18 protein-coding genes are annotated in these 21,450 nt (G+C 57.1%); 12 read left to right on the forward strand and 6 right to left on the reverse strand.

The genetic code is table 11. The features are described from left to right. Positions 1-20: 20 nt before the first annotated feature. The 3 genes from ydiJ (at position 21) to KUV22_RS14310 (ending at position 4,946) form a co-directional block, all read left to right on the forward strand. The gene (ydiJ, locus tag KUV22_RS14300; protein WP_222232190.1) at positions 21-3,092 is read left to right on the forward strand and encodes a D-2-hydroxyglutarate dehydrogenase YdiJ; all 3,072 of its coding nucleotides are present in this window, start codon (positions 21-23) and stop codon (positions 3,090-3,092) included. An 84-nt stretch (positions 3,093-3,176) separates the two neighbouring features. Beyond that, positions 3,177-3,899 carry a tetratricopeptide repeat protein gene (locus KUV22_RS14305; protein ID WP_261319555.1) on the forward strand — a complete coding sequence of 241 codons (723 nt, stop codon included), beginning with the start codon at positions 3,177-3,179 and terminating at the stop codon, positions 3,897-3,899. Between the two features lie 618 nt (positions 3,900-4,517). Beyond that, entirely contained in the window at positions 4,518-4,946 is a 429-nt protein-coding gene (locus KUV22_RS14310; protein ID WP_222232194.1) for a 3D domain-containing protein, read from the forward strand. A gap of 96 nt (positions 4,947-5,042) precedes the next feature. Here the strand turns inward: KUV22_RS14310 and KUV22_RS14315 are convergent, their stop codons facing one another. Together KUV22_RS14315 and KUV22_RS14320 are read right to left on the reverse strand one after the other, a co-directional pair. Continuing rightward, the gene (locus tag KUV22_RS14315) at positions 5,043-5,717 is read right to left on the reverse strand and encodes a hypothetical protein (protein WP_222232195.1); all 675 of its coding nucleotides are present in this window, start codon (positions 5,715-5,717) and stop codon (positions 5,043-5,045) included. 214 nt (positions 5,718-5,931) lie between these two features. After that, positions 5,932-6,246 (reverse strand): hypothetical protein, encoded by a 315-nt coding sequence (locus KUV22_RS14320; protein ID WP_261319556.1) that lies wholly within the window; start codon positions 6,244-6,246, stop codon positions 5,932-5,934. Between the two features lie 165 nt (positions 6,247-6,411). Here KUV22_RS14320 and trhO point away from each other — a divergent pair, with 165 nt between their 5' ends. Next, positions 6,412-7,419: an oxygen-dependent tRNA uridine(34) hydroxylase TrhO gene (gene trhO, locus KUV22_RS14325; RefSeq protein ID WP_222232197.1), complete on the forward strand. Its 1,008-nt coding sequence runs from the start codon at positions 6,412-6,414 to the stop codon at positions 7,417-7,419. 88 nt (positions 7,420-7,507) lie between these two features. On the opposite strand, the gene KUV22_RS14330 is transcribed toward trhO, so the two are convergent. Beyond that, the gene (locus KUV22_RS14330; RefSeq protein WP_222232199.1) at positions 7,508-7,879 is read right to left on the reverse strand and encodes a hypothetical protein; all 372 of its coding nucleotides are present in this window, start codon (positions 7,877-7,879) and stop codon (positions 7,508-7,510) included. A gap of 189 nt (positions 7,880-8,068) precedes the next feature. Next, positions 8,069-9,229, reverse strand: coding sequence for an iron-sulfur cluster carrier protein ApbC (gene apbC / locus KUV22_RS14335; protein ID WP_315857560.1), 1,161 nt, complete (start codon positions 9,227-9,229; stop codon positions 8,069-8,071). A 252-nt stretch (positions 9,230-9,481) separates the two neighbouring features. On the opposite strand from apbC, the gene metG reads away from it, so the two are divergent. From metG to KUV22_RS14370, 7 genes are all read left to right on the forward strand, one after another. Beyond that, positions 9,482-11,533, forward strand: a complete 2,052-nt coding sequence (gene metG / locus KUV22_RS14340; protein WP_222232201.1) for a methionine--tRNA ligase — start codon at positions 9,482-9,484, stop codon at positions 11,531-11,533. A gap of 281 nt (positions 11,534-11,814) precedes the next feature. Further along, the gene (locus KUV22_RS14345) at positions 11,815-12,540 is read left to right on the forward strand and encodes a hypothetical protein (protein ID WP_222232203.1); all 726 of its coding nucleotides are present in this window, start codon (positions 11,815-11,817) and stop codon (positions 12,538-12,540) included. A gap of 177 nt (positions 12,541-12,717) precedes the next feature. Then, the gene (locus KUV22_RS14350) at positions 12,718-13,653 is read left to right on the forward strand and encodes a D-2-hydroxyacid dehydrogenase (RefSeq protein ID WP_222232204.1); all 936 of its coding nucleotides are present in this window, start codon (positions 12,718-12,720) and stop codon (positions 13,651-13,653) included. 339 nt (positions 13,654-13,992) lie between these two features. Next, entirely contained in the window at positions 13,993-16,605 is a 2,613-nt protein-coding gene (locus tag KUV22_RS14355; protein WP_222232206.1) for a zinc-dependent metalloprotease, read from the forward strand. A 282-nt stretch (positions 16,606-16,887) separates the two neighbouring features. After that, the gene (locus KUV22_RS14360) at positions 16,888-17,172 is read left to right on the forward strand and encodes a DUF883 family protein (RefSeq protein WP_222232208.1); all 285 of its coding nucleotides are present in this window, start codon (positions 16,888-16,890) and stop codon (positions 17,170-17,172) included. A 139-nt stretch (positions 17,173-17,311) separates the two neighbouring features. Then, positions 17,312-17,842 carry a hypothetical protein gene (locus KUV22_RS14365; RefSeq protein ID WP_222232210.1) on the forward strand — a complete coding sequence of 177 codons (531 nt, stop codon included), beginning with the start codon at positions 17,312-17,314 and terminating at the stop codon, positions 17,840-17,842. After that, positions 17,811-18,053 carry a hypothetical protein gene (locus KUV22_RS14370; RefSeq protein WP_222232212.1) on the forward strand — a complete coding sequence of 81 codons (243 nt, stop codon included), beginning with the start codon at positions 17,811-17,813 and terminating at the stop codon, positions 18,051-18,053. Before KUV22_RS14365 ends, KUV22_RS14370 begins: the two co-directional genes overlap by 32 nt. Here the strand turns inward: KUV22_RS14370 and KUV22_RS14375 are convergent. Next, a complete protein-coding gene (locus tag KUV22_RS14375) occupies positions 18,050-19,405 on the reverse strand; it encodes a nitrate regulatory protein (RefSeq protein ID WP_222232214.1) in 1,356 nt (451 codons plus the stop codon). The two genes, KUV22_RS14370 and KUV22_RS14375, sit on opposite strands and share 4 nt — an antisense overlap. Before the next feature lie 195 nt (positions 19,406-19,600). Here KUV22_RS14375 and KUV22_RS14380 point away from each other — a divergent pair, with 195 nt between their 5' ends. After that, entirely contained in the window at positions 19,601-20,491 is an 891-nt protein-coding gene (locus KUV22_RS14380; protein WP_222232216.1) for an NAD-dependent protein deacetylase, read from the forward strand. A 60-nt stretch (positions 20,492-20,551) separates the two neighbouring features. Here KUV22_RS14380 and yghU read toward each other — a convergent pair whose 3' ends face one another. Continuing rightward, a complete protein-coding gene (gene yghU, locus KUV22_RS14385) occupies positions 20,552-21,439 on the reverse strand; it encodes a glutathione-dependent disulfide-bond oxidoreductase (protein ID WP_222232218.1) in 888 nt (295 codons plus the stop codon). Positions 21,440-21,450 lie beyond the last annotated feature (11 nt).

Raw genomic sequence — 21,450 nt, forward strand, 5'->3', positions numbered from 1 at the left:
ACCTGACCCCGGGGCCCGGAATGATTCCAGCACTGCGCGAAATTAACGAAGTACAGGCGCTTTACCTGCAATTTCTCGAGACGCTCAAGCGGCGTGGTTTTCATGGCGACGCCAGCCCCAGCTACGCCAGCCGCACAGTGCTTTCCACCGACAACTCCATTTACCAGGTCCTGCCCCAGGCGGTGGTGTACCCGCGGGACATTCACGACCTGCAGCTGCTGATGGAACTGGCCGAGTGCGAGGAATTCCACAAGGTGGTGCTGTCCCCGCGCGGCGGCGGCACTGGCACCAACGGCCAGTCACTGACCGACGGCATCGTGGTAGATATCTCCCGGCATATGAACCGGATCCTCGAGATCAACGTCGAGGAAGCCTGGGTACGGGTGCAGACCGGTGTGGTCAAAGACCAGCTTAATGCCGCCCTCAAGCCCCACGGGCTGTTCTTCGCCCCGGAGCTGTCTACCAGTAACCGCGCCACCATCGGTGGCATGATCAATACCGACGCTTCCGGTCAGGGCTCGTGCCTGTATGGCAAGACCCGCGATCATGTGCTGGAACTGAAAACCGTACTGATGGGCGGCGAGCTGTGGCACTCCCATGCCATCGACGACGAGGTCCTCGACGAAATTACCGCGCAGGAAAGCCGCGCCGCCGGTGTTCACTCGCTGGTGGACGGTATCGAGCGCGACAAGCGCGACCTGATCGCGGCCAAGTTCCCCAAGCTCAACCGCTGCCTCACTGGCTACGACCTGGCGCATATCCGCGACCGAGAGAAAGACGGCCGCTTCAACCTGAACAACATCCTGTGCGGATCCGAAGGCACCCTCGGCTTTATTGCCGAGGCCAAGCTGAACCTGCTCAAGATCCCCAAGTGCGCCGCACTGGTAAACGTCAATTACGACCACTTCCAGGACGCGCTCAAAGACGCCACCGACCTGATGAAGGCCGGTCCCACCTCCATTGAGACCGTGGACAGCAAGGTGCTGCAGCTGGCGATGGACGACATCGTGTGGGAGAGCGTGAGCGAATTTTTCCCCCAGGATGAGCGGCCGGTAAAAGGCGTCAACCTGGTGGAGTACACCGCCGATTCTGAAGAAGAACTGGATGCGGCACTGGCCAGATTCACCGCCCATGTCGACAGCGCAATCGGCCAGCCGGGCAAGAGCTTCGGCTACACCATTGCCCGCGGTCACGCTCAGGTGAACAAGATCTGGGGCATGCGCAAACGCGCGGTGGGCCTGCTGGGCAATGCCAAGGGCGAACAGCGCCCGATTGCGTTTGTGGAAGACTGCGCGGTGCCACCGGAGAACCTCGCGGACTTTATCGCCGAGTTCCGCGCGGCACTGGACGATGCCGGTTTTGCCTACGGCATGTTCGGGCATGTGGATGCCGGGGTACTGCACGTGCGCCCGGCCATCGATATGAAGGATCCGGAACAGGCCAAACAGGTACGCATCATCACGGAAAAAGTGGTGGACCTGGCCAAGAAATACAATGGCCTACTGTGGGGCGAACACGGCAAGGGCGTGCGCTCGGAGTTTGCCCCGGAATTTTTCGGCGAGCTGTACCCGGAACTGCAAAAGGTGAAGGCGGCATTCGACCCACGCAACCAGCTCAACCCCGGGAAAATCGCCACCCCCAATGCCGCCTCCGGCCTGCTCAAAATTGATGAGGTCTCCACCCGCGGCGAGAACGACCGGCAGATCCCGGTACAGGTTTGGGAAGGGTATTCCGAAGGTGTTTACTGCAACGGCAACGGCGCCTGCTTTAACTGGAACCCGGACGATGCCATGTGCCCATCCTACAAGGGCACTCGCAACCGTATCCATTCCCCCAAAGGCCGTTCATCACTGATCCGCGAATGGCTGCGCCTGCTGTCCGCGCAATCCATCGACCCGGAAGCCGAAGCGCGCAAAAGCCGAGAAAAGTCTTTCCTGCTGGGCCTGCCCGGGCGCTTCAAGAACAGTTTGGCCAAGGCCCGCGGTGAATACGACTTCAGCCACGAGGTCAACGAATCCATGCAGGCGTGCCTGGCGTGTAAGTCCTGCGCTGGCCAGTGCCCGATCAAGGTGGACGTACCCACCTTCCGCGCCAAATTCCTGGAACTGTATTACGGCCGTTACTTGCGCCCGCTGAAGGATTACTTCGTCGGCGGACTCGAATTTATGATGCCGCACCTGGCGCGCGTGCCGCAGGTGTACAACTGGCCACTGAAACTGAAGCCGGTGCGCTGGGTGATGGAGCGGGGACTGGGACTGGTGGATTCCCCCTCCATCTCCGCTACCCGCCTGGACAAGGCGATGCGCGAGCTGGGTGTGCCCTACGCCAGCCGCGCCAGCCTGAGAGCCATGGGCCCCGCCCAGCGCGCCAAGGCCGTGGTGATCGTACAGGACGCCTTCACCAGCTATTTCGACGCGGACGTGGTTGCCGACACCCTGCGCCTGCTCAAGCTGTTGGACTTCAACCCACTGGTGGCGCCGTTTCGCGCCAACGGTAAGCCGCTGCATGTGCACGGCTTCCTCCGCCAGTTCGCCAATACCGCGGCCAGCAACAGCGCCATGCTCAACAGCCTGGCGGAAAGCGGCGTGCCGTTGGTGGGCATAGACCCGTCCATGACCATGACCTACCGCGCGGAGTACCAGAAACTGCTGGGCGACAAAGCGCCTCAGGTACAGCTGCTGCAGGAGTGGCTGTCGGAGCACACCGAGCACCTGGCCACCAACAAGAACCGCCTGCAATCCGGCAGCTTTACCCTGCTGCCGCACTGTACCGAGCAGTCCAACGCCGCCGGCTCCAGCCGCCAGTGGCAGCAGGTTTTCAGCGCTCTGGGCATGCAGCTCAACACCCAGGCGGCGGGCTGCTGTGGCATGGCCGGCACCTATGGTCACGAGATGGCGAATCGCGAGACCTCGCGCACCATATTCCAGCAGTCCTGGGCCCCCAAGCTGAGCGGCGATACCAGCGCCATCCTCGCCACCGGTTACTCCTGCCGCTGCCAGAGTAAGCGCTTCGCTGACACCGAATTGCGCCATCCATTGCAAGCTTTGCTGGCACAAATCGAAGATTCAGGGTTTACTGTCAGTAATCACTAACTAAGCCAGTGGCCGGCGCCGCTGGCGTACTCTGATAGCGGACGGCGATACCAGAGCAACGATTCAGCGGCGGAGACCATGGCAATGGCGAAGACGACAACAAGGCCCAGCCGAGCACTGCGCAAAGTACTCAGTGCCGCTCTTCTGGGGCTGCAGCTGGTGGTCAGCGGAGCATTCGCGGGCAGCGCCGACCAGAACAAGGTGCCGCAACTTATCGCTGAAGCCGAGCAACATGCACTCTCGGGAAATTACGATGACGCTCTGCCGCTCTACGAGCGAGCCATCGCCCGTCTTGCGGACGACCCACTCCAACAGAATCAGCTGCGCTACCGCTACGGTATTATCCTGAACGCTCTCGGCGGCCAGCGTCCGGACCTCTATCCACTGGCGCGCAGCCAGTTCGAAGCGGTACTGCTTTACGTAGAGTCCGGCCCCGGCATCCCCTTTGAGCACTCCGCCGCACGAGTGCGCTCGGCTATCGCCCACACCTACCACCAGTACTCCGCTGTGCAGGAGAACCCGAACCGTCGTGCGATTATGCTGCGCAACGCCTATCAGCTGTATTCCAGCGCGATCAAAGAGCTGCGTGCCGAGGGTGACTGGCAAAACCTGGCCATCACCGCATTCAATATCGGCCAGGTATGCGAATGGCAGGGCAATCTAGAAGAGGCCATTGAGTGGCTGGAACAGGCGGTCGCGCTGGATCGACAGCATGGGTTTGCCGACCTGGAAGAGGATCAGGCATATCTGACTGCACTGCGCGAGCTGGTCAACCCCCAACAACCGGTGGGCAATACCGCCATCTAAGCCAGGGATGCATGGCTGTGACCGGTTACGCTCTGTAATTCCGGGATAAATTCCCCCTAGCGCCCCCTCCAAAATGGCCGTGAGAGACCACTGGCCACCTGATTCAAGTCATGTCGGCCGCGGAAAAAGCCTGTGAACCGTACTTCAAAGCCGAGCTGTGGCTGCGTAACATCGCTGTCAGCCCGGTAAATGGGTCAAATGAATTTCTGGTCACAAAAAATTCAAATAAAAATCTTATTCCACCGAATATGGGGTCCACACGCCCTAATCGTCTATTTTTTCACCAAACGCAGAAGACATCGCTGTCAGAGCACACCCAGTGACTGAGGCCGAGATACGAATGAAATGAGAACTTTCGTATTAAATTCAGTCTCGCCACCCTATTTTCTGGTCCAAAAACACTCAGAATTCGCCTTCAAGGCGGTAAAAATTCCTAATCCTTATCCAGAAACTCCTGCCTTCACTGCGACCAGATAGTTCGCAGCACCCGCTTGCGCAAAATCCCCCAAGCTCTAATATTGCCCACCCTGATCAAAACTTGATCACTTATGAAGAAATCAACTTGGAGCCGCACAAACCGTTTTGTTTGTGATCACCGAGCTTCCGGAGGAGATACATATGCGACAGAGTCTTAAACAGTTTGCCATCGTGCTTACCGCTTCCTTTGCTGCCCTGGGTGGTGGAGAGGCCTTTGCCGCCATCAAAGAATCCCCGGAGAAGAAGAAAAAGAAGTCCATGACCGTCACCGCGACCGCCTACAACTCTGTTGAAGGCCAGACCGATGACGACCCCTGGGTTGCGGCATGGAACAACCGCCTGCGTCCGGGTGACAAGATCATTGCGGTGTCCCGTGACCTGGAAAAGCATGGTCTGACCAATGGCGCCAAAGTGAAAATTGAAGGTCTGCCGGGCACCTATACCGTGCGTGACCGTATGAACAAGCGCTACACCAACCGTATTGATGTGTGGATGGAAGAAGACATCAAGAAAGCGCGTAAGTGGGGCAAGAAAAAGCTCAAGATCATCTGGAATCACGACAAAAAATAAGTGAACCGGAAGACAGGGCCTTGCCAACGCCAATCGATCGACAAAAAAAGCCCCCGCAATTGCGGGGGCTTTCTCATTTTGGTTCACGAAAAATACTCAAGGCTCGGTGGTGGTATCAACCCCCGGCACCTCGCGGCAGCCCTCGTTGCTAATAAAGTAAACGCTGGGCTGATGTGTCTGGTTGTAGCGATGCTCTATGCCCTCGTCGCGAAACACCAGTAGGTATTCCTCCTTTACCCAACCCTTGTCCGTAAGGTACTCACTGAGCCATAACAATGCCGGCCCGTCCTCGTGGCATTTGCCATAAAACATACGGGTTTTTTCCACCAGTTCTTTGGTCAAGTAGTCACGATATACGCCAGGGTAGGTAAAGCGCTCACCGGATAGGTCCGTATTCAGTACACCATCCTCGTTACCCTCGATTTCCGCCTGGGATTGATCACGCTGCTCTGCCACAGAACTATCAGGTGGTGCCTGCGCAGCGAACCGCTCTGGCTCCGGGATTTCATCTCTGCGCTGCCGTTTCTGCAACGGTTCGCCCGGGGCGATATCAATGCGTTCGAGAAAAATTGCCGTGTTCTCGTCGCAATCCACACAGGTGCGCCCGGCGATAATGGCATAGCCTTTCAGCTCGGAAATCAGTTTGGCTTCCGCAAGATCTACATCGATCACGCGGTCATCGGAAACTTTTAGCTGGATACCGGACATTGCCGGCATGGCGGGAGAAAACCCGCACAGGAAAATAAGAAGACAGAGAGGGAATATTTTCATGCAGAGCAACCACACTTAATACATCTGCAGACCGCGACCAGTTGGTGCCGCCAGAGCAACTTTCCTTGCTGCCTCTTGGCGGCACCGCGATTGGGTAGTGCTGTTACACTGTCGCGATTCCCTTCTATGTATAACCATAGCAGGCGTGGAAAATCCTGCTGCGTGGGGCCCTTACTTTTTGCGCACGCACTCCTGATGTGTAGTCATTTAACGCCTAGCTTCCGGGAGCCTCCCAGCTGCCACTCTCTTCCGCGGGACCGATAAACGCCCCAACGCCTTCTTCTTTCAAAGCGTCCAGTGCCTCCTGCAACGCCTCGGCATCGCTGTCGAACACATCCTCCCACACCGTCGTATTGTTATTTTCGTCGACGATTTCCAGCAGCCAACCGCCGTCACCATCCTCGTAAATATCAATGTTCACGGTGTGGTTACCGTCGCTATAGGCACGGCTCAGGGGGGAATCTTGCGGGGTAACTTCTTCGGCCATGGGGATAACCTCGCTGGCAAAGGGGGATGCGGAAAGTGGCATTCGCGGTCTAACAGGAGACAGTAAAGCGAACTCCTGAACGCCCGGTCAAGCCCTATTCAGCGCTGTCGAAAAAGTGTACGACGCGCGACAAAAAACTTGTTAAAATGCGCGGCGATTTTTACCCATGCCCCGGATTTACGCTCCGGCTTGCACAAGGAAACTCCCATGACCAATACCACGTCCGTTGTGGTCTGCGCGCTGTACAAATTTGTTCGCCTCGAAGACTTCGAATCCCTCCGCGATCCCCTGCTCAAGGTAATGCTCGACAACGAAGTGCGCGGCACTCTGCTGCTCGCGGACGAAGGCATCAATGGCACCGTAGCCGGTAGCCGTGCCGGTATCGACACTCTGCTCAGCTACCTCAAATCCGACAGCCGCCTGGCTGAGCTGGACTACAAAGAGTCTTACACCGAAAACATGCCCTTCCTGCGCAGCAAGGTAAAACTGAAGCGTGAGATCGTCACCATGGGTGTGGAGGGAATCGATCCTCGCCGCACCGTCGGTACCTATGTGAAGCCCGCGGACTGGAATGCGCTGATTTCCGATCCGGACGTTGTGCTGATCGATACCCGCAACGATTACGAATTCCAGGTAGGCACCTTCGAGCACGCGGTGAACCCGAACACCACCACCTTCCGTGAGTTTCCCGACTACGTGAAGGAAAACCTGGATCCGGGCAAACACAAGAAAGTGGCAATGTTTTGCACCGGCGGTATTCGCTGTGAGAAGTCCACGGCTTACCTGAAAGAACAAGGTTTCGACGAGGTGTACCACCTGCAGGGCGGCATCCTGAAATACCTGGAAGATGTACCCAAGGAAGAGACCCTGTGGAAGGGCGAATGCTTTGTGTTCGATGATCGGGTGACCGTGAACCACGATTTGGAGCGGGGCTCCTACCAGCAGTGCAACGCCTGCCGTATGCCGATCACCGATGAAGAGATGCTGTCTCCACTGTTCGAACAGGGGGTGAGCTGCCCGCACTGCCACGATACGGTGTCAGACGCCGACAAGTCGCGTTTTCGTGAGCGTGAGAAGCAGATTCAGCTGGCCAAGCAGCGCGGTGAGCGTCACTTGGGCGAAGATGCCAAGGCTACGACCTTAAACCGTCGTCAGCACAAGCAAGCGCTGCGTCGTAAGCAGGCGGAGCAGGCGCGCAAGGCCCAGGACGTATAAGCCGACGCGCGCAGTGCATCGTGTAAACACGATCGCGCAAAAAAGCTTTGCAAAAAACGATGCACTGATCCCTGCACAAGCGGGGCCTTCAGTGTTCGTCCCCAAGCAACCAGTGTTCCGCTGCCTGCTCGGTAACAAATTCCATTAGCGCCAGGCCCTCTTTGCGGGCAGCGCTGTCGATCACCACGTTGGCGTTATATTCGGGCGCGTGTAACACCGCAAAGCGCCCTTCGCTGATTCCCGGCAGGTGCGCAATGTAGCTGCCCAGTGCGCGCCGCTCTTCTACCGACATATCAATATCTGCTTTGCGCACGTCGGCCAGCACCAGTAGCGGGTGAAGGTGGCCGTACTTCTCGGCCACCTGGCGCACGGCGGCATGTTTTTCGGCTCCGTCCACCCGGTCGAAAAAGCCGATATTCACCACGCGCGTGGCCGCATTAAATCGAACCTGAAAACTCACTGCCTTCTCCTGTACCGGCTCACCGAGCGGATCGATGCCGCTATGCACTGGGCGAAACCCGTTTATTGCTGTTTATTGCGATACAGCAGGTTTCTCGGTTCGCCCAAGTGATCAAAGGAGTAATTCATTTGCCGCCAACGAGTATATTCAGGCGTTGAGGTGGAACCCAACGTGTTTTCGTGGAACCGATTACTCCATATCGATCTCGGGTAAACCCTCTTCTAAGTCAGCGGCCAACCACACTTGAGCGGCAGCGGCACGCGCTACCTGTTTGTACAGTGCCGCCACCGCACCCTCCGGCTCAGCCGCCACGGTGGGTTTGCCACCATCCGTTTGCTGGCGAATAGACATCGCCAGTGGCAACTGCCCGAGCAGGCGCGTGTCGTAATCCGCCGCCATTTTTTCGCCACCACCAGCACCAAAAATTGGCTCCTGGTGACCGCACTTGGAGCAGGTGTGCAGGGCCATGTTTTCCACAATGCCGAGCACTGGCACGGATACTTTGCGGAACATTTCCACGCCCTTGATCGCGTCTACCAAAGCCAAGTCTTGCGGTGTGGTCACAATGACCGCGCCGGCCAGAACAACCTTCTGCGATAGCGTGAGCTGAATATCGCCGGTGCCCGGCGGCATATCGACAATCAGGTAATCCAGTTCGCCATCTTCTGTGCTCTCGCCCCAGAGTGTCTGGGTCAACATCTGGTTCAGCGCGCCGCTGGCCATGGGGCCGCGCCATACGGCGGGGGTATCCTCGGTCAGCAAATAGCCCAGCGACATGGTCTGCAAACCCTGCGCCGGAACCGGCACAAAAAACTTGCCACCTTTCACCTCGGGGCGTGTGCCCTCGGTACCGAGCATGGTCGGCAGGCTCGGCCCATAAATATCCGCGTCCAGCAAACCCACCGCGGCGCCTTCTGCCGCTAGCGCCAGTGCCAGATTCACCGCGGTAGTGGATTTGCCCACACCGCCCTTACCCGACGCGACCGCGATAATGTGTTTCACGGCCTTGAGCGGCTCGGGCACCTCTCCCACATCAGTACGCGGGATGTCGAAAAACAGATCAAAGTTCAACGTGCTGCCCGCCAGAGGCCCGCCTGCAAGGACCGGCGCACAGACCGCGCGCACACGCTCCGCCCATGCCTGCTGCTGGCTCGCGCAGGGGTACCCGAGGGTCACACTGGTAAATATGGTCTTGTCGCCATCAAAACCCACCTCAATATCGGCATCCAGCGCATCCAGCGGCAGGGCGGTGGCCGGATCTTCCAGGGCGCCAATCGCCGCCGCTACCTGCTCAAGCTGTTCCGTAACCGCGGGAGAGAAGTCTTCATGGTCTTGGTGGTCGTCGTTCACGGCAGCATCCTCACTGGCTCTGGAATTTGGGCGGCATTGTGGTCAAGCTCTGGCGTGAACACAAGAGACGCCCCAGTACAGAATTCAGTACAGACTATTCGGTGCAGACCCGGCAGTCCCGCAAAGGGCGGCGTGCGTCGCCGGCAGGTGCCTTACAAGCCCCATTTCTGCTATATTCCGCGCTCTTTCAGGCCCACGGCCGCCCAATCAAAGAATCCACACAGACTAATCTCGCAGCCTTTGGAATCCATGATGTCTCAAACCGACAATCAGCCCAGAAACATTCTCGTCACCAGTGCCCTGCCGTATGCCAACGGCTCCCTGCACCTGGGTCATATTCTCGAGTACATCCAGACCGATATCTGGGCCCGCTTCCAGCGCGCCCGCGGCAACCAGTGCCTGTATATGTGCGCCGACGACGCCCACGGCACTGCCATCATGCTGAAGGCCGAACAACTGGGTATCACCCCGGAACAACACATCGCCAACATGCAGGCGGAGCACGAGCGCGATTTCGCCGACTTCCTGATCGGTGTGGACAACTACCACTCCACCCACTCCGACGAGAACCGCGAACTGTCGGCAATGATCTACAAGCGCCTGCGCGAGAACGGCCATATTGCCTCCCGCACCATTACCCAGGCCTATGACCCGGAGAAAGAACTGTTCCTCGCGGACCGCTACATCAAGGGCACCTGCCCGCGCTGTAAGTCCGAAGACCAGTACGGCGATAACTGTGAAGTGTGCGGCGCGACCTACAGCCCCACCGAGCTGATCAACCCGGTATCGGTTATTTCCGGTGCGACGCCCGTGGAGAAAGAGTCCGAGCACTTCTTCTTTACCCTGCCGGCCTTCACCGACTTCCTGAAACAGTGGACCCGCTCCGGCACCCTGCAAAGTGAAGTGGCGAACAAGCTGTCCGAGTGGCTGGACGAAGGCCTGCAGGAGTGGGACATCTCCCGCGATGCGCCCTACTTCGGTTTTGAAATCCCCGACGCCCCCGGCAAATACTTTTACGTATGGCTGGACGCGCCGATCGGCTATATGGCGAGCCTGAAAAACTACTGCGATGCGAAAGGTCTCGACTGGCAGGAGTACTGGAAAAAAGACAGCACCGCCGAGGTGTATCACTTTATCGGCAAGGACATCGTCAACTTCCACGCGCTGTTCTGGCCGGCCATGCTCGACTCTGCCCAGTTCCGCACCCCAACCAAGGTGTGTGTACACGGCTTCCTGACCGTCAATGGCAAGAAGATGTCGAAGTCCCGCGGTACCTTTATTAATGCGCGCAACTACCTCGACCACCTGAACCCGGAATACCTGCGTTACTACTTCGCAGCGAAGCTGACCGCCGGCGTGGACGACCTGGACCTCAACCTGGAAGACTTTATCGCCAAGGTGAACTCAGACCTCGTGGGCAAGGTTGTGAACATTGCCTCGCGCACCGCCAAGTTTGTCAGCAAGTCCGGCGGCGCCCTGTCCAGTGAACTGGCCGACCCGGTGCTGTGGAACCAGTTTGTGGAAGCGGCCCCGCGCATTACCGATTTCTTTGAAGCGCGCGAATACAGCCGCGCCACCCGCGAAATCATGGCACTGGCGGATGCCGCCAATGCCTGGATTGCGGAAAAAGCCCCCTGGTCTCTGGCCAAGGAAGAAGGCAAGGAACAAGAAGTACTGGCGATCTGCTCGCAGGGCGTGAACATGTTCCGCGCGCTGATCAGCTGGCTGGCCCCAGTACTGCCAGAAACCGCGAAGAAAGCCGAGGAATTCCTCGGTGTGGCACTGGACTGGAACACCGCGACGACGCCGCTGGCCGGCCACACCATCAACAAATTCAAGCCGCTGATGCAGCGCATAGAAAAAACTCAGGTGGAAGCCGTGCAAGAAGCCGCAAAAGAATCCCTGGCACAATTGCAGGCCGAGACCCAATCCAACACCGAGGCAGCCAAAGGCCCACTGGCAGACGACCCGCTGGCGGACGAAATCCAGTTTGACGACTTTGCCAAGGTGGACCTGCGCATCGCGCTGATCGCCAATGCGGAACACGTGGAAGGTGCCGGCAAACTGCTGCGCCTGACACTGGACCTGGGTGGCGAAACCCGCAATGTATTCGCCGGTATCAAGAGCGCCTACAGCCCGGAAGACCTGATCGGCAAGCACACCGTAATGGTTGCCAACCTGGCACCACGCAAAATGCGCTTTGGTGTGAGTGAAGGTATGGTGCTGGCGGCAGGACCGGGTGGCAAAGACCTGTGGATCCTGGAGCCTCATGCAGGTGCGCAGCCGGGCATGCGGGTAATGTAAGCCACCCTCTTAACTTCCCGCCGTGGTGGGGCAGCCATGCTGCCCCACCCGCTGTTTCACTTCCTACTCGCCACCTACTCAACGCCTGCTGCCAGCACCTTAGACCTTAGGTCGAGCACTGCCATCCCCTCCTCTCGGCTCCCCCAGCGACCGCCTCGCTTTTGACAAATGTCCTTGTCAGGACGCCTCCCGCTGCTTCCAATGGAGTAACATCCTAATAACGCTGCCGTGTCGAGCAGATACTGACACTCAGCAACGGGACAAACGATTCGAGGCCAACAATGTCCGCAGTCATTTTTCCTATCTACGCACTCTGCCATGCCACCCTGTGTGCCTGGGCCTTCACTCTGTGGAAATCCCAACGTGCCCCCGGTGCTGTGCTGGTCGCCCTTGTCTGCGCCGCGCTCACTTACGACAACATCATCCTGTCGATCGGCGCATCCATCGGCATCGGCCCATTGCTCGAAAGCCTGAGCTGGCCGCGCTTTGTCATGCATGCCTTTCTCACCCCATTGCTGTTGATCGTGGCAAGCAAAGCCGCACAGGCCGCTGGGTTGCGCTGGGCCCAGGGCCCGAACTGGAACCGGCTTATCTGGCTGCTTGTTCCGATGATGATTCTGGTCGGCGTTTATGAAGGGCTTATCGGCCTGGAACTGGTGCCCGCATGCTTTGACGATACCCTGCGCTACACCTCCAACCTGCACCCAACCCAACTGTGCTTTGAGGGGCAGCAGCCGGTGGCCGGCAATGGCCCACCTATTCCTTCGATTGTCGCCACACTGCTCACTCTCATTGTTGGCATCGGCTTGTGGCGCCAGCTAGGGTGGCCGTGGATGGCGCTCGGTGCGACCATCATGTTCTTTGCCGCGGCTATCCCTTCCAGTTTGCTGGGAATGGCCCCGGGCAACGGCGGCGAAGTACTGCTGCTGGCAAGCCTGGTTTATAGCGTTGCCCGCTTTGCTGGCAACACGGCACCCTCAGCAGAACTGGCAGCAGCGATAAAATAGCCCGATCGCGCTGTGCACGATTAACCACACTGCAAGCACACCCAATCGCCAAACCGGCCTGAACGGTTTACCATCCCCGCCAGCAGTCCTACCCTGCCGACCAGCGCTGCGAACCCGCAGTGCTCGCTCGCAATAACACAGCCGGAAACGTTAAAACCTTAAACTTTGGAGCCAACAATGCGCGGTGTATTTCTCGATACCCTGACCATGAAGCTAGATGAGTTGGATATCTCCGCTCTGCAAAGCACACTGGATCAGTGGGAGTTTTTTGAAACCACCACACCAGAGCAGACCGCACAGCGTATTGCCGACGCGGACGTGGTGATTACCAATAAAGTAGTGCTCGACCGCGCGCTCATCGAAAAGGCACCGAATTTAAAACTGATTTGTGTGTGTGCCACCGGCACCAACAATATCGATCTGGATGCGGCGGCTGCCCGCAACATTCCGGTAAAAAATGTTACCGGCTACACCGGCACCTCCCTCGCGCAACATACCCTCGCCTTGATTCTGGCACTCGCCACCCGCTGGCACCAATATCATAGCGACGTCGGTAGCGGCCGTTGGGCAGAGTCCCCGGTTTTCTGTCGCCTCGACTATCCGGTGATCGAGCTCGATGGCAAAGTGCTAGGCATTATTGGCTACGGCGACCTCGGGCAAAAAGTCGCGCGATTAGGTGAGGCGCTCGGTATGAAGGTGTTGATTGCGGAGTCGTTTACCGGCGAGAAAAGAGATGGGCGTTCACCGCTCGCGGAAGTAATTAAGCAAGCGGATGTAATCAGCCTGCACTGCCCACTGACCGAAGAAACCGATCAATTGGTCAATCAGCAGTTCCTGTCCGCAATGAAAGAAACCGCCTTCCTGATCAACACCGCCCGCGGTGGACTGGTAGATGAGGCCGCCCTCATCGCCGCACTGAAAAACCACGAGATTGGCGGCGCTGCACTGGATGTGGTCAGCGTGGAACCTCCACCGGCGGATCACCCCTTGCTGGCAAACGATACCCCCAACCTCATCATCACCCCACACAATGCCTGGATCAGCCGCGAGAGCCGGCAGCGCTTGCTCGATGGGGTGACCCAGAACATTGTTGCGTGGCAAACCGATACCTGACGATCTAAAAACACCGCTGTTGCTTCAGGCTACAGCGGTGTTTTTTCGTGCCGATAACTGAAGTCTCCGGCGTCCATTTATCCTGCTATTTATCCCCTCGATACACTTTCACTGGCATTCCTCCCGACATTTCAGCCAGAAATGGCACGCAAAATACCTCGCGAAAACAACTTACCTGTCAGTAGTGCATTTATGTAGCAATTGTAATCCGCTGGCCACGCCGTTTCGGACTCTGGACAGGCCAACAAAAGATTTGATTTACTCGAGTAGTCAACAGGGAGGGGTAAGGCTGTTTGCAGACCTGTGATATCAGCCCATCAAAAAACAAGGATAAACGTCATGACTACTCCAGCGCGAATAGTGAAAATTATTTCGCTCGCCCTACTTGCCGCGATTGTCGCCGCATGCGGCGACAGCACACCAAAAGAAAATACAGAAAGCGCGAAATCCAACCTCAAACCGGTCGCGGAAATCACTGATAATAGCGAGCAAATCAGCGGGCTTTTCGACCTTTATCAGAACACCGTCACCGGTAGCGTCTATTTAAAGCTTGCGCCGAATCAGCTGAACAAAGAAATCATCCACCATATGCAGGTGAGCAACGGAATTCCGGGCAGCAACATCCTCCACACCATGGGGATGTACTTTGAACCGCGCATTATCCGCTTCGAGAAACACTTCGACAAAATTCACGTGCGGCAGGAAAACACTGTGTTTGTGCACGACAAGGAAAACCCGGTAAGTCGCGCAAGCCATGCAAACCTGAACCGCCCGATACTTGCCGCCCTGAAAATCGAGGCAGAGGATGAAGCCAGCGGCGCAGTTTTCGTCAACATTGATTCGCTGTTTCTTAACGACTCATTACGTCAGCTAAAACCCTCTCCCAACCCCGAGGAAAAGCCGGGCACCCGCCTGACCCTTGGCAAGCTAAACAGTGACAAGACCCGTTTCACCAGCCTGCACAACTACGCACAAAATACCGATGTCGTAGTGGAGTATGTCTATGACAACCCGGAGCCGGTGTTACCGAAAGAGTTCGGTCTGAACATCAAAGATTATGCCCTGAGCGATGAGCGCAGCCTCGCGTTCAGTATTCGCCATATTCTGATTCAGGCACCGGACAATGATTTTGCACCCCGCCGCGATGACCCGCGCCTGGGATACTTTTCTACGCTCAGGCAGGTCCTGACCTCTGACAGCGCCGCGCCCTATGGTGACTTCATCAATCGCTGGCATTTGGTCAAAAAGAACCCACTGGCCGAGATTTCCGAGCCCGTAAATCCCATTGTCTGGTGGATCGAAAATACTACGCCGCTGGAATACCGGGACACTATCCGTGATGCCACCCTCGCCTGGAACCTGGCTTTTGAGCAAGCCGGCTTCAAAAATGCTATCCAGGTCAAGGTACAGCCAGACGATGCTGACTGGGATGCGGGAGACCTGCGGTACAACGTATTGCGCTGGACCGCCTCACCTCAGCCGCTGTTCGGCGGACTGGGCCCGAGCATTGCCGACCCACGCACCGGACAAATCCTGGGAGCGGACATCATGCTCGAGCTGGTGGCGATGCAAAACCGGTCGCGAATGGAAGAGATCTATAATGTACCCGCCAGCCACTCCGCTGCTGCCGACGGTAACTTCCATCCCATGGCGCAGCCCCATATGCCGATCTATCAAGGTGCGGCATTTGGTGCAGCAGCGCTCGCCGCGAGTGGCGCCGATAAAGCAACCACCAGCAGATTCTCGGAAGAATTTCTCTACTTTTTGATTTTGCACGAGGTGGGACACACGCTCGGCTTAAACCACAACTTTATCGCCAGCCAGTATCAGCCTTTGACCTCGATTTTTGATGGTGAGACGACGCGCAAACAGGGCCTCACCGCTTCCGTCATGGATTACCCGGCCCCCAACCTGTCCATCAGCGAGGGCAGTCAGGAGCAGTTCTACAACGTGGCACCGGGAGCCTACGATCGCTGGGCCATTGAATATGGCTATTCTCCTGCGGCGGTAGATAAGGCAGAAGAAGCCCAGCGTCTCAGTAACATTCTCGCCCGCTCCACCGATCCGGCACTGGCATTCGGTAATGATGCGGATGATATGCGAGCGCCGGGCGCCGGTATCGATCCGCGCATCATGATCAATGACATGAGCGGCGACGGTATCGGTTATGCGCAGCACCAATTCCGTCTCAGCCAGAAGATTCTCAATTCACTTCCAGAGCGCCTGCTGAAGCAAGGGGAGTCGCGTCAGGAACTGGTGAATGGGGCAAACGTCGCCCTGCAACACTATGCAAGTGCCGCCAAGGTAGTTTCGCGCTACATCGGCGGGGTGATGGTAGATCGCGCTATGGTCGGCCAGGAAGGCGGAAACGATCCGTTCCGACCGATAGCGGCCACCGAGCAGAAACGCGCAATGTCAGTACTTGAGGAATATGTGTTCGGGCCTGACGCGCTGATACTCTCCCCCGAACTCATCAAAGAGATGCAGCAACAGCGCCGCTGGTTCTTCTTTTACGGCAAAACAGAAGACCCGAAGGTACACGACTTGGTTCTGAATATTCAGAAGTCCGTGCTCGATCATCTTCTCAACCCGGTGGTGCTTAAGCGAGTGCAGGATTCGAGCCTGTATGGCAATGAGTATTCTATGACCGACCTGTACGCCGACCTGAACCTGGCGATTTTCTCCGCGGATGCGACCGGCAACGTAGATACCTTCCGTCAGAACCTGCAGCGAGAGTACATCAATCGACTGATTGCCATTGCCAACGCAAGCAAAGACAGCGCCCGCCAGCAGCAGTCGCAGGCCATCGCTCGCTATTCGCTCAAACAGATTGATGCGCAATTGAAGAGTACCGGCAACAATCCCGCTTCGCGCGCGCACAAGGAGCAATTGCAATTTGTTATTCGCAGGGCCTTAAACCCAAATGCAAGCCAACCGAGTAGTGCTGGCTAACCACCACCCTGCTGCGTTCCGGTGCATCCTTAGGGAGAATCCGGAACGCCCATTCCCCCAAATTTATTGAATGATCCAGCACACACGAGTCACCAACAGACAAAACGCTGCAGTCATCAAACTCTGGTTTTTTAAAAGGCACCCGCTACCCAGCTATGCTTTGTCGCTCTAGTCAGCCTCTTGCTAATACCGTTTTGACACATTCGGCAATAACCAGTTTGATTCACAAACATTCCTGATTAACCTTCGCGCTCACCTTGATTGCTATCGGAGGGTAACACCATGGCAACAGCAAAAGCGCCTAACTCAGGTTCCAGTCACAACAAGCTGCATCAGGCATACAATCTTGCGGGCGAGGCAGCCCACGAGACCGCCTCGCAGTTAAAGTCACGTGCTCGTGAAACTGCAGACACCGTGAAGGCTCGTGCCCACGATGGTATGGAGAAAGGTAAGCAGCGCGCGCACGACGTTGCCGAACGTGCGGAGAATCAGATCAAGGCTCATCCGCTTGTCAGTGTGGGCTGCGCCTTCGCTGCCGGCTGGCTGATCGCAAAAATCCTAAAATAACGTCAATTGACCTACAATTTTCTAAATACGTAACCACTGCCTGTGTCATGCACAGGCAGTGGTTATGCTTAGCGGCATAACGATCACTGACTACCGCACGTCCGCCCGACATCACACACACTGATCGAGGTATTGATTGATGGCAGCCCCCGGCAATCAGAATGACGATTCGAATCAATCGGCTGACCCCAATCACGATCCAGAGCCCAATGCCTCTTCGCAAGAGTCGCAAGGTGCATCACCTCAAGCGGCCGTAGACACACCGCAGGCAGAATCACTACTAGACGAGTTCAATACGCTTCGTGACCGCGCGGAAGCCACCATGACTCTTGCCTCGGCCTGGGCAGAAAACCTGACGAGTCTGGTACAGCTGGAATTCCAACGCACCCTGCAAGCGGGAAAGCGTATCGTCATCATGCTGCTGTTCCTGTTCTTCCTGGCAATCGCGTTGATTGTGAGCCTGTGCGCGGGACTGGGATTGCTCGGCTACTACTATTTCCAGTCCATTTATATTGGCTTCGGCATTTTTATGTTGTCCCAGATCATCATCCTGACCGTGCTGTTACTGTCGATCAATCGCCTGAAGAATCTTCTGGGATTCGACGAATCACGCAAGCAAGCTCAAGAGGCGCTCGATAATGTCACTGCGCTCTTTAAACAAACAGATTGAACAACGCCGGCAAGCGCTGGAAAAACAACGCCGCTGCGCCCTGAGCCTGATGGAGCAGCAAAAGGCGCAGGCGCTAACCCAGGCAAACCGAATCCCGTTACCTCTCGCGATGCTGGGGGCGTTTGCCGCGGGCTTCATCATTCAGCGGGTTTACAACAAACCTTCCACCCGCTCGCTGGTGAACTGGTATCTGACGCTGAGGAATTTCTAGCGACCGCTACCGTGTTCGGTTTCGCTAACTGCCCGGCTCGCTGCCCCCACCGGGCCAAGACGCTGCTCGGCACTGGCGTCCACAATCCGTTGCGCGATATCAACCAGCTTGAGGTTCATGTCCATGGCACGCTGCTGCATGGTGCGATAGGCATCATCCTCATTCATGCGCAGGCTCTTCATCAATAAGCCTTTCGCACGCGCCACCAGCTTACGTTCGACTAGCGTCTTGCGGGTTTCTTCCAGCTCGGCGCTCACTCTTTGGATATGTTCCACCTGCGAACGAATCAGGCCATAAAGTGAATGCGCCAGTGGCTGTCCGTGCAATGTGGAGACGCCAGCAGACGCTCTGCCGCCGTAAAGCCCTGGCAACTGCGGATCAAACAATACCGCCAGTGTCGGTAAACGATTCCAGTCCATGGACTTCATCCGCTGTAACTGCGCATAGTGCTGCCCCAATTCCGACTGGGCGCCGGAAACACGCTTGCGGCTTACTTTGAGCAGCTGTTCGGTGAGCGTATCCTCCAGACCGTGCATGGCATCAATCCGTGCACTGGCCAATTGATACCACACCTCGCTAATCTCAGCCGCGATTGGCTCTCCATCCTTCAAACCCGCAATCACTTCTCGTAACCGCTGCAGGTCTTGACTCGGCTGACTCTGTTCGATGAATTGCCATTGCACAGTATCCGCCTCGCCAGCGTACTCAAGAAATACATCCACACTTTGCCGCTGGCATAGCTGCAGTTGCCTGATGCGCTCGTGCAGGCTCTCATCAAAACGGCTGCCGGCAAATCCAATTGCTCCCCAAGCGCGCTCCTGCCCGGAGAATTCCTTGGCCTGCATAAAGTTAAACAGTGCCACCAGTATGCGGGTAACTTCCGGATCATCGGCGACATCCGCCGCTTCCAGCACGACTGACAGCAGGCCCGCAATCAATCGGCAATAGGCATCGGTAGACTCCAGAGCGGAGATTTCAAACGCGGTGATGTGACCCCGAAGAATGCGCAATTCATCCAGGCCATGTAATGAGTAGGCAATGCAGTTGAGCAGGCGCATGTTGTGTACACGCTCACTGTGCCCATCTTTCAAATAGCGCTCTCTCAATACATGTCGGAAGCGGCCTTCACTGCTCAGGCAATTCTGAATCTGGCTGGAACGCTGCTCGCTAAAATGATCCCCGGCAGAGACCAGGTAGATATTACTCATGCCACGCTCTCGCTGCAGCTGATGCACCAGGTCGGACACCCGGATTACCAGCTCGCAGCTTCCCGCAAGATGTTCCAAGGCCTGGATTTCCGCGCGCTTGGCTGCGAGCAGGAATTTTTCTGCATCCTCTTGGTGGTCGGTCATAATCGTGGCTCCGTTTCAGGTTTCCTTACACTGGGTATCCGCGCGAGAAATCCACAACATCTACCCAGTAATTAGCAATTTGCATTCCACATTCCATCGGGACCGAACCATTCGCTGACACGCTTTGCGTCCACGCAACGCTGGCAGACTGGGTACAATAGCGGTTCCACAGCCACCCATGAGGCGCCGCGAACCATGAGTCTGAGCACACTATCCCCCTATTCCCTCACCGGCGACAACATTGTTGCAGATTCCGTATTACCCAGTGCGAAAGCGGCAGCGCAGTTGGCGGACTTTATCCAGCGCCACCCGCGCCTGACGGTGTTGACCGGAGCGGGCGTTAGCACCGACTCCGGCATTCCCGACTACCGTGACCAGCACGGACAATGGAAGCGCAATCCGCCGGTGGACCACCGCGATTTCATGGCCAGCGCCGCCACGCGGCAGCGCTACTGGGGCCGCGCACTGATTGGCTGGCCGGTAATCCGCAACTCCGCGCCGAACGGTGCGCACTATCGTCTGGCGGAGCTGGAGCGACGCGGGCATATTCACTTGATGATTACGCAGAATGTCGACCGCCTGCATCAGCGCGCGGGCAGCCAGCAGGTTATCGACCTGCACGGGCGCGCCGATGAAATTCGCTGTATGCAGTGCGATTACCGCGCGGTGCGCCAGGAGATACACGATCGCAGTTACGCGCTAAATCCGGAGTTTCGTCACTACACCGCGGAGACCGCGCCGGATGGCGACGCCGATTTGGAAGTGGACTTCGGTAACTTCCGTGTGGCCGACTGCCCGGAATGTGCCGGCATTCTGAAGCCAGATGTGGTGTTCTTCGGGGACAATGTTCCGCGCGAGCGCGTGGATACGGCAATGGATGCGTTGCGCGCGAGCGACGCACTGCTGGTGGTGGGATCTTCGTTAATGGTGTATTCGGGATTTCGTTTCTGCCGCTATGCGAAAGAGTGGGGCAAGCCCATTGCTGCGTTGACTCTGGGGCGCACCCGCGCCGACGACCTGCTGGACTTGAAACTGAATGCAGGTATTGGAGAAACCCTGGAGCGCACGCTTATGCAACTAGCGTAATACTCTGGTGGTCTCCGCCAACACCTACCCTGTTCGTTACATCAAATAACGACTCAGCAGCTAGTCGTTATCGTTCTCGCTGTTTTCGCCGATCTTATCCTGCGTACGCAACTCGAAATCACTGGCATCGTGCCGCTCATGTAGCTGCTTGGCGGGGTCACCCCAGGCACGGTTCACCATAGCGCCGCGTTGCACGGCAGGTCGCTCACCAACCTCGTCCACCCAGCGGTTTACATTTTTGTAGGTGTGCGCCTCAATAAATTCGGCCGCATCATAGGCTTCATTTTTCAGTACCGCGCCGTACCAGGGCCAGATAGCCATATCGGCAATGGTATATTCACGACCTGCAATAAACGGGTGTTCCGCCAACTGGCGGTCGAGCACATCCAGCTGGCGCTTCACTTCCATGGTGTAGCGATTGATCGGGTACTCGTACTTTTCCGGTGCGTAAGCATAGAAGTGACCAAAGCCACCCCCAAGGAAAGGGGCCGCGCCCATTTGCCAGAACAGCCAGTTCAGGGTTTCGGTGCGCTGCTCCGGGGTATGCGGCAGGAAGGCGCTAAACTTTTCCGCCAGATACAACAGGATGGAGCCGGACTCGAATACCCGGATCGGCGGGTTGGTGCTGTGATCTACCAGCGCGGGGATCTTGGAATTCGGGTTAATGTCGACGAAACCACTGCTGAATTGCTCACCTTCGGTGATGCGGATCAGGTGCGCATCGTACTCCGCTCCCGCGTGCCCGAGCGCCAGCAGCTCTTCCAGCATGATGGTGACTTTCACCCCATTGGGGGTAGCGAGCGAGTAGAGCTGCATGGGGTGTTTCCCCTTGGGCAGTTCCTTGTCATGGGTCGCACCGGCAGTGGGGCGGTTGATGTTGGCAAATTGACCGCCGCTCTCCGAATCCCACTTCCAGACCGCAGGCGGGGTATAGCTCGCATCCGACATGATCACTCCTC

It is taken from the genome of Microbulbifer agarilyticus (assembly GCF_019800665.1).
GTDB classification, from domain to species: domain Bacteria; phylum Pseudomonadota; class Gammaproteobacteria; order Pseudomonadales; family Cellvibrionaceae; genus Microbulbifer; species Microbulbifer agarilyticus_C.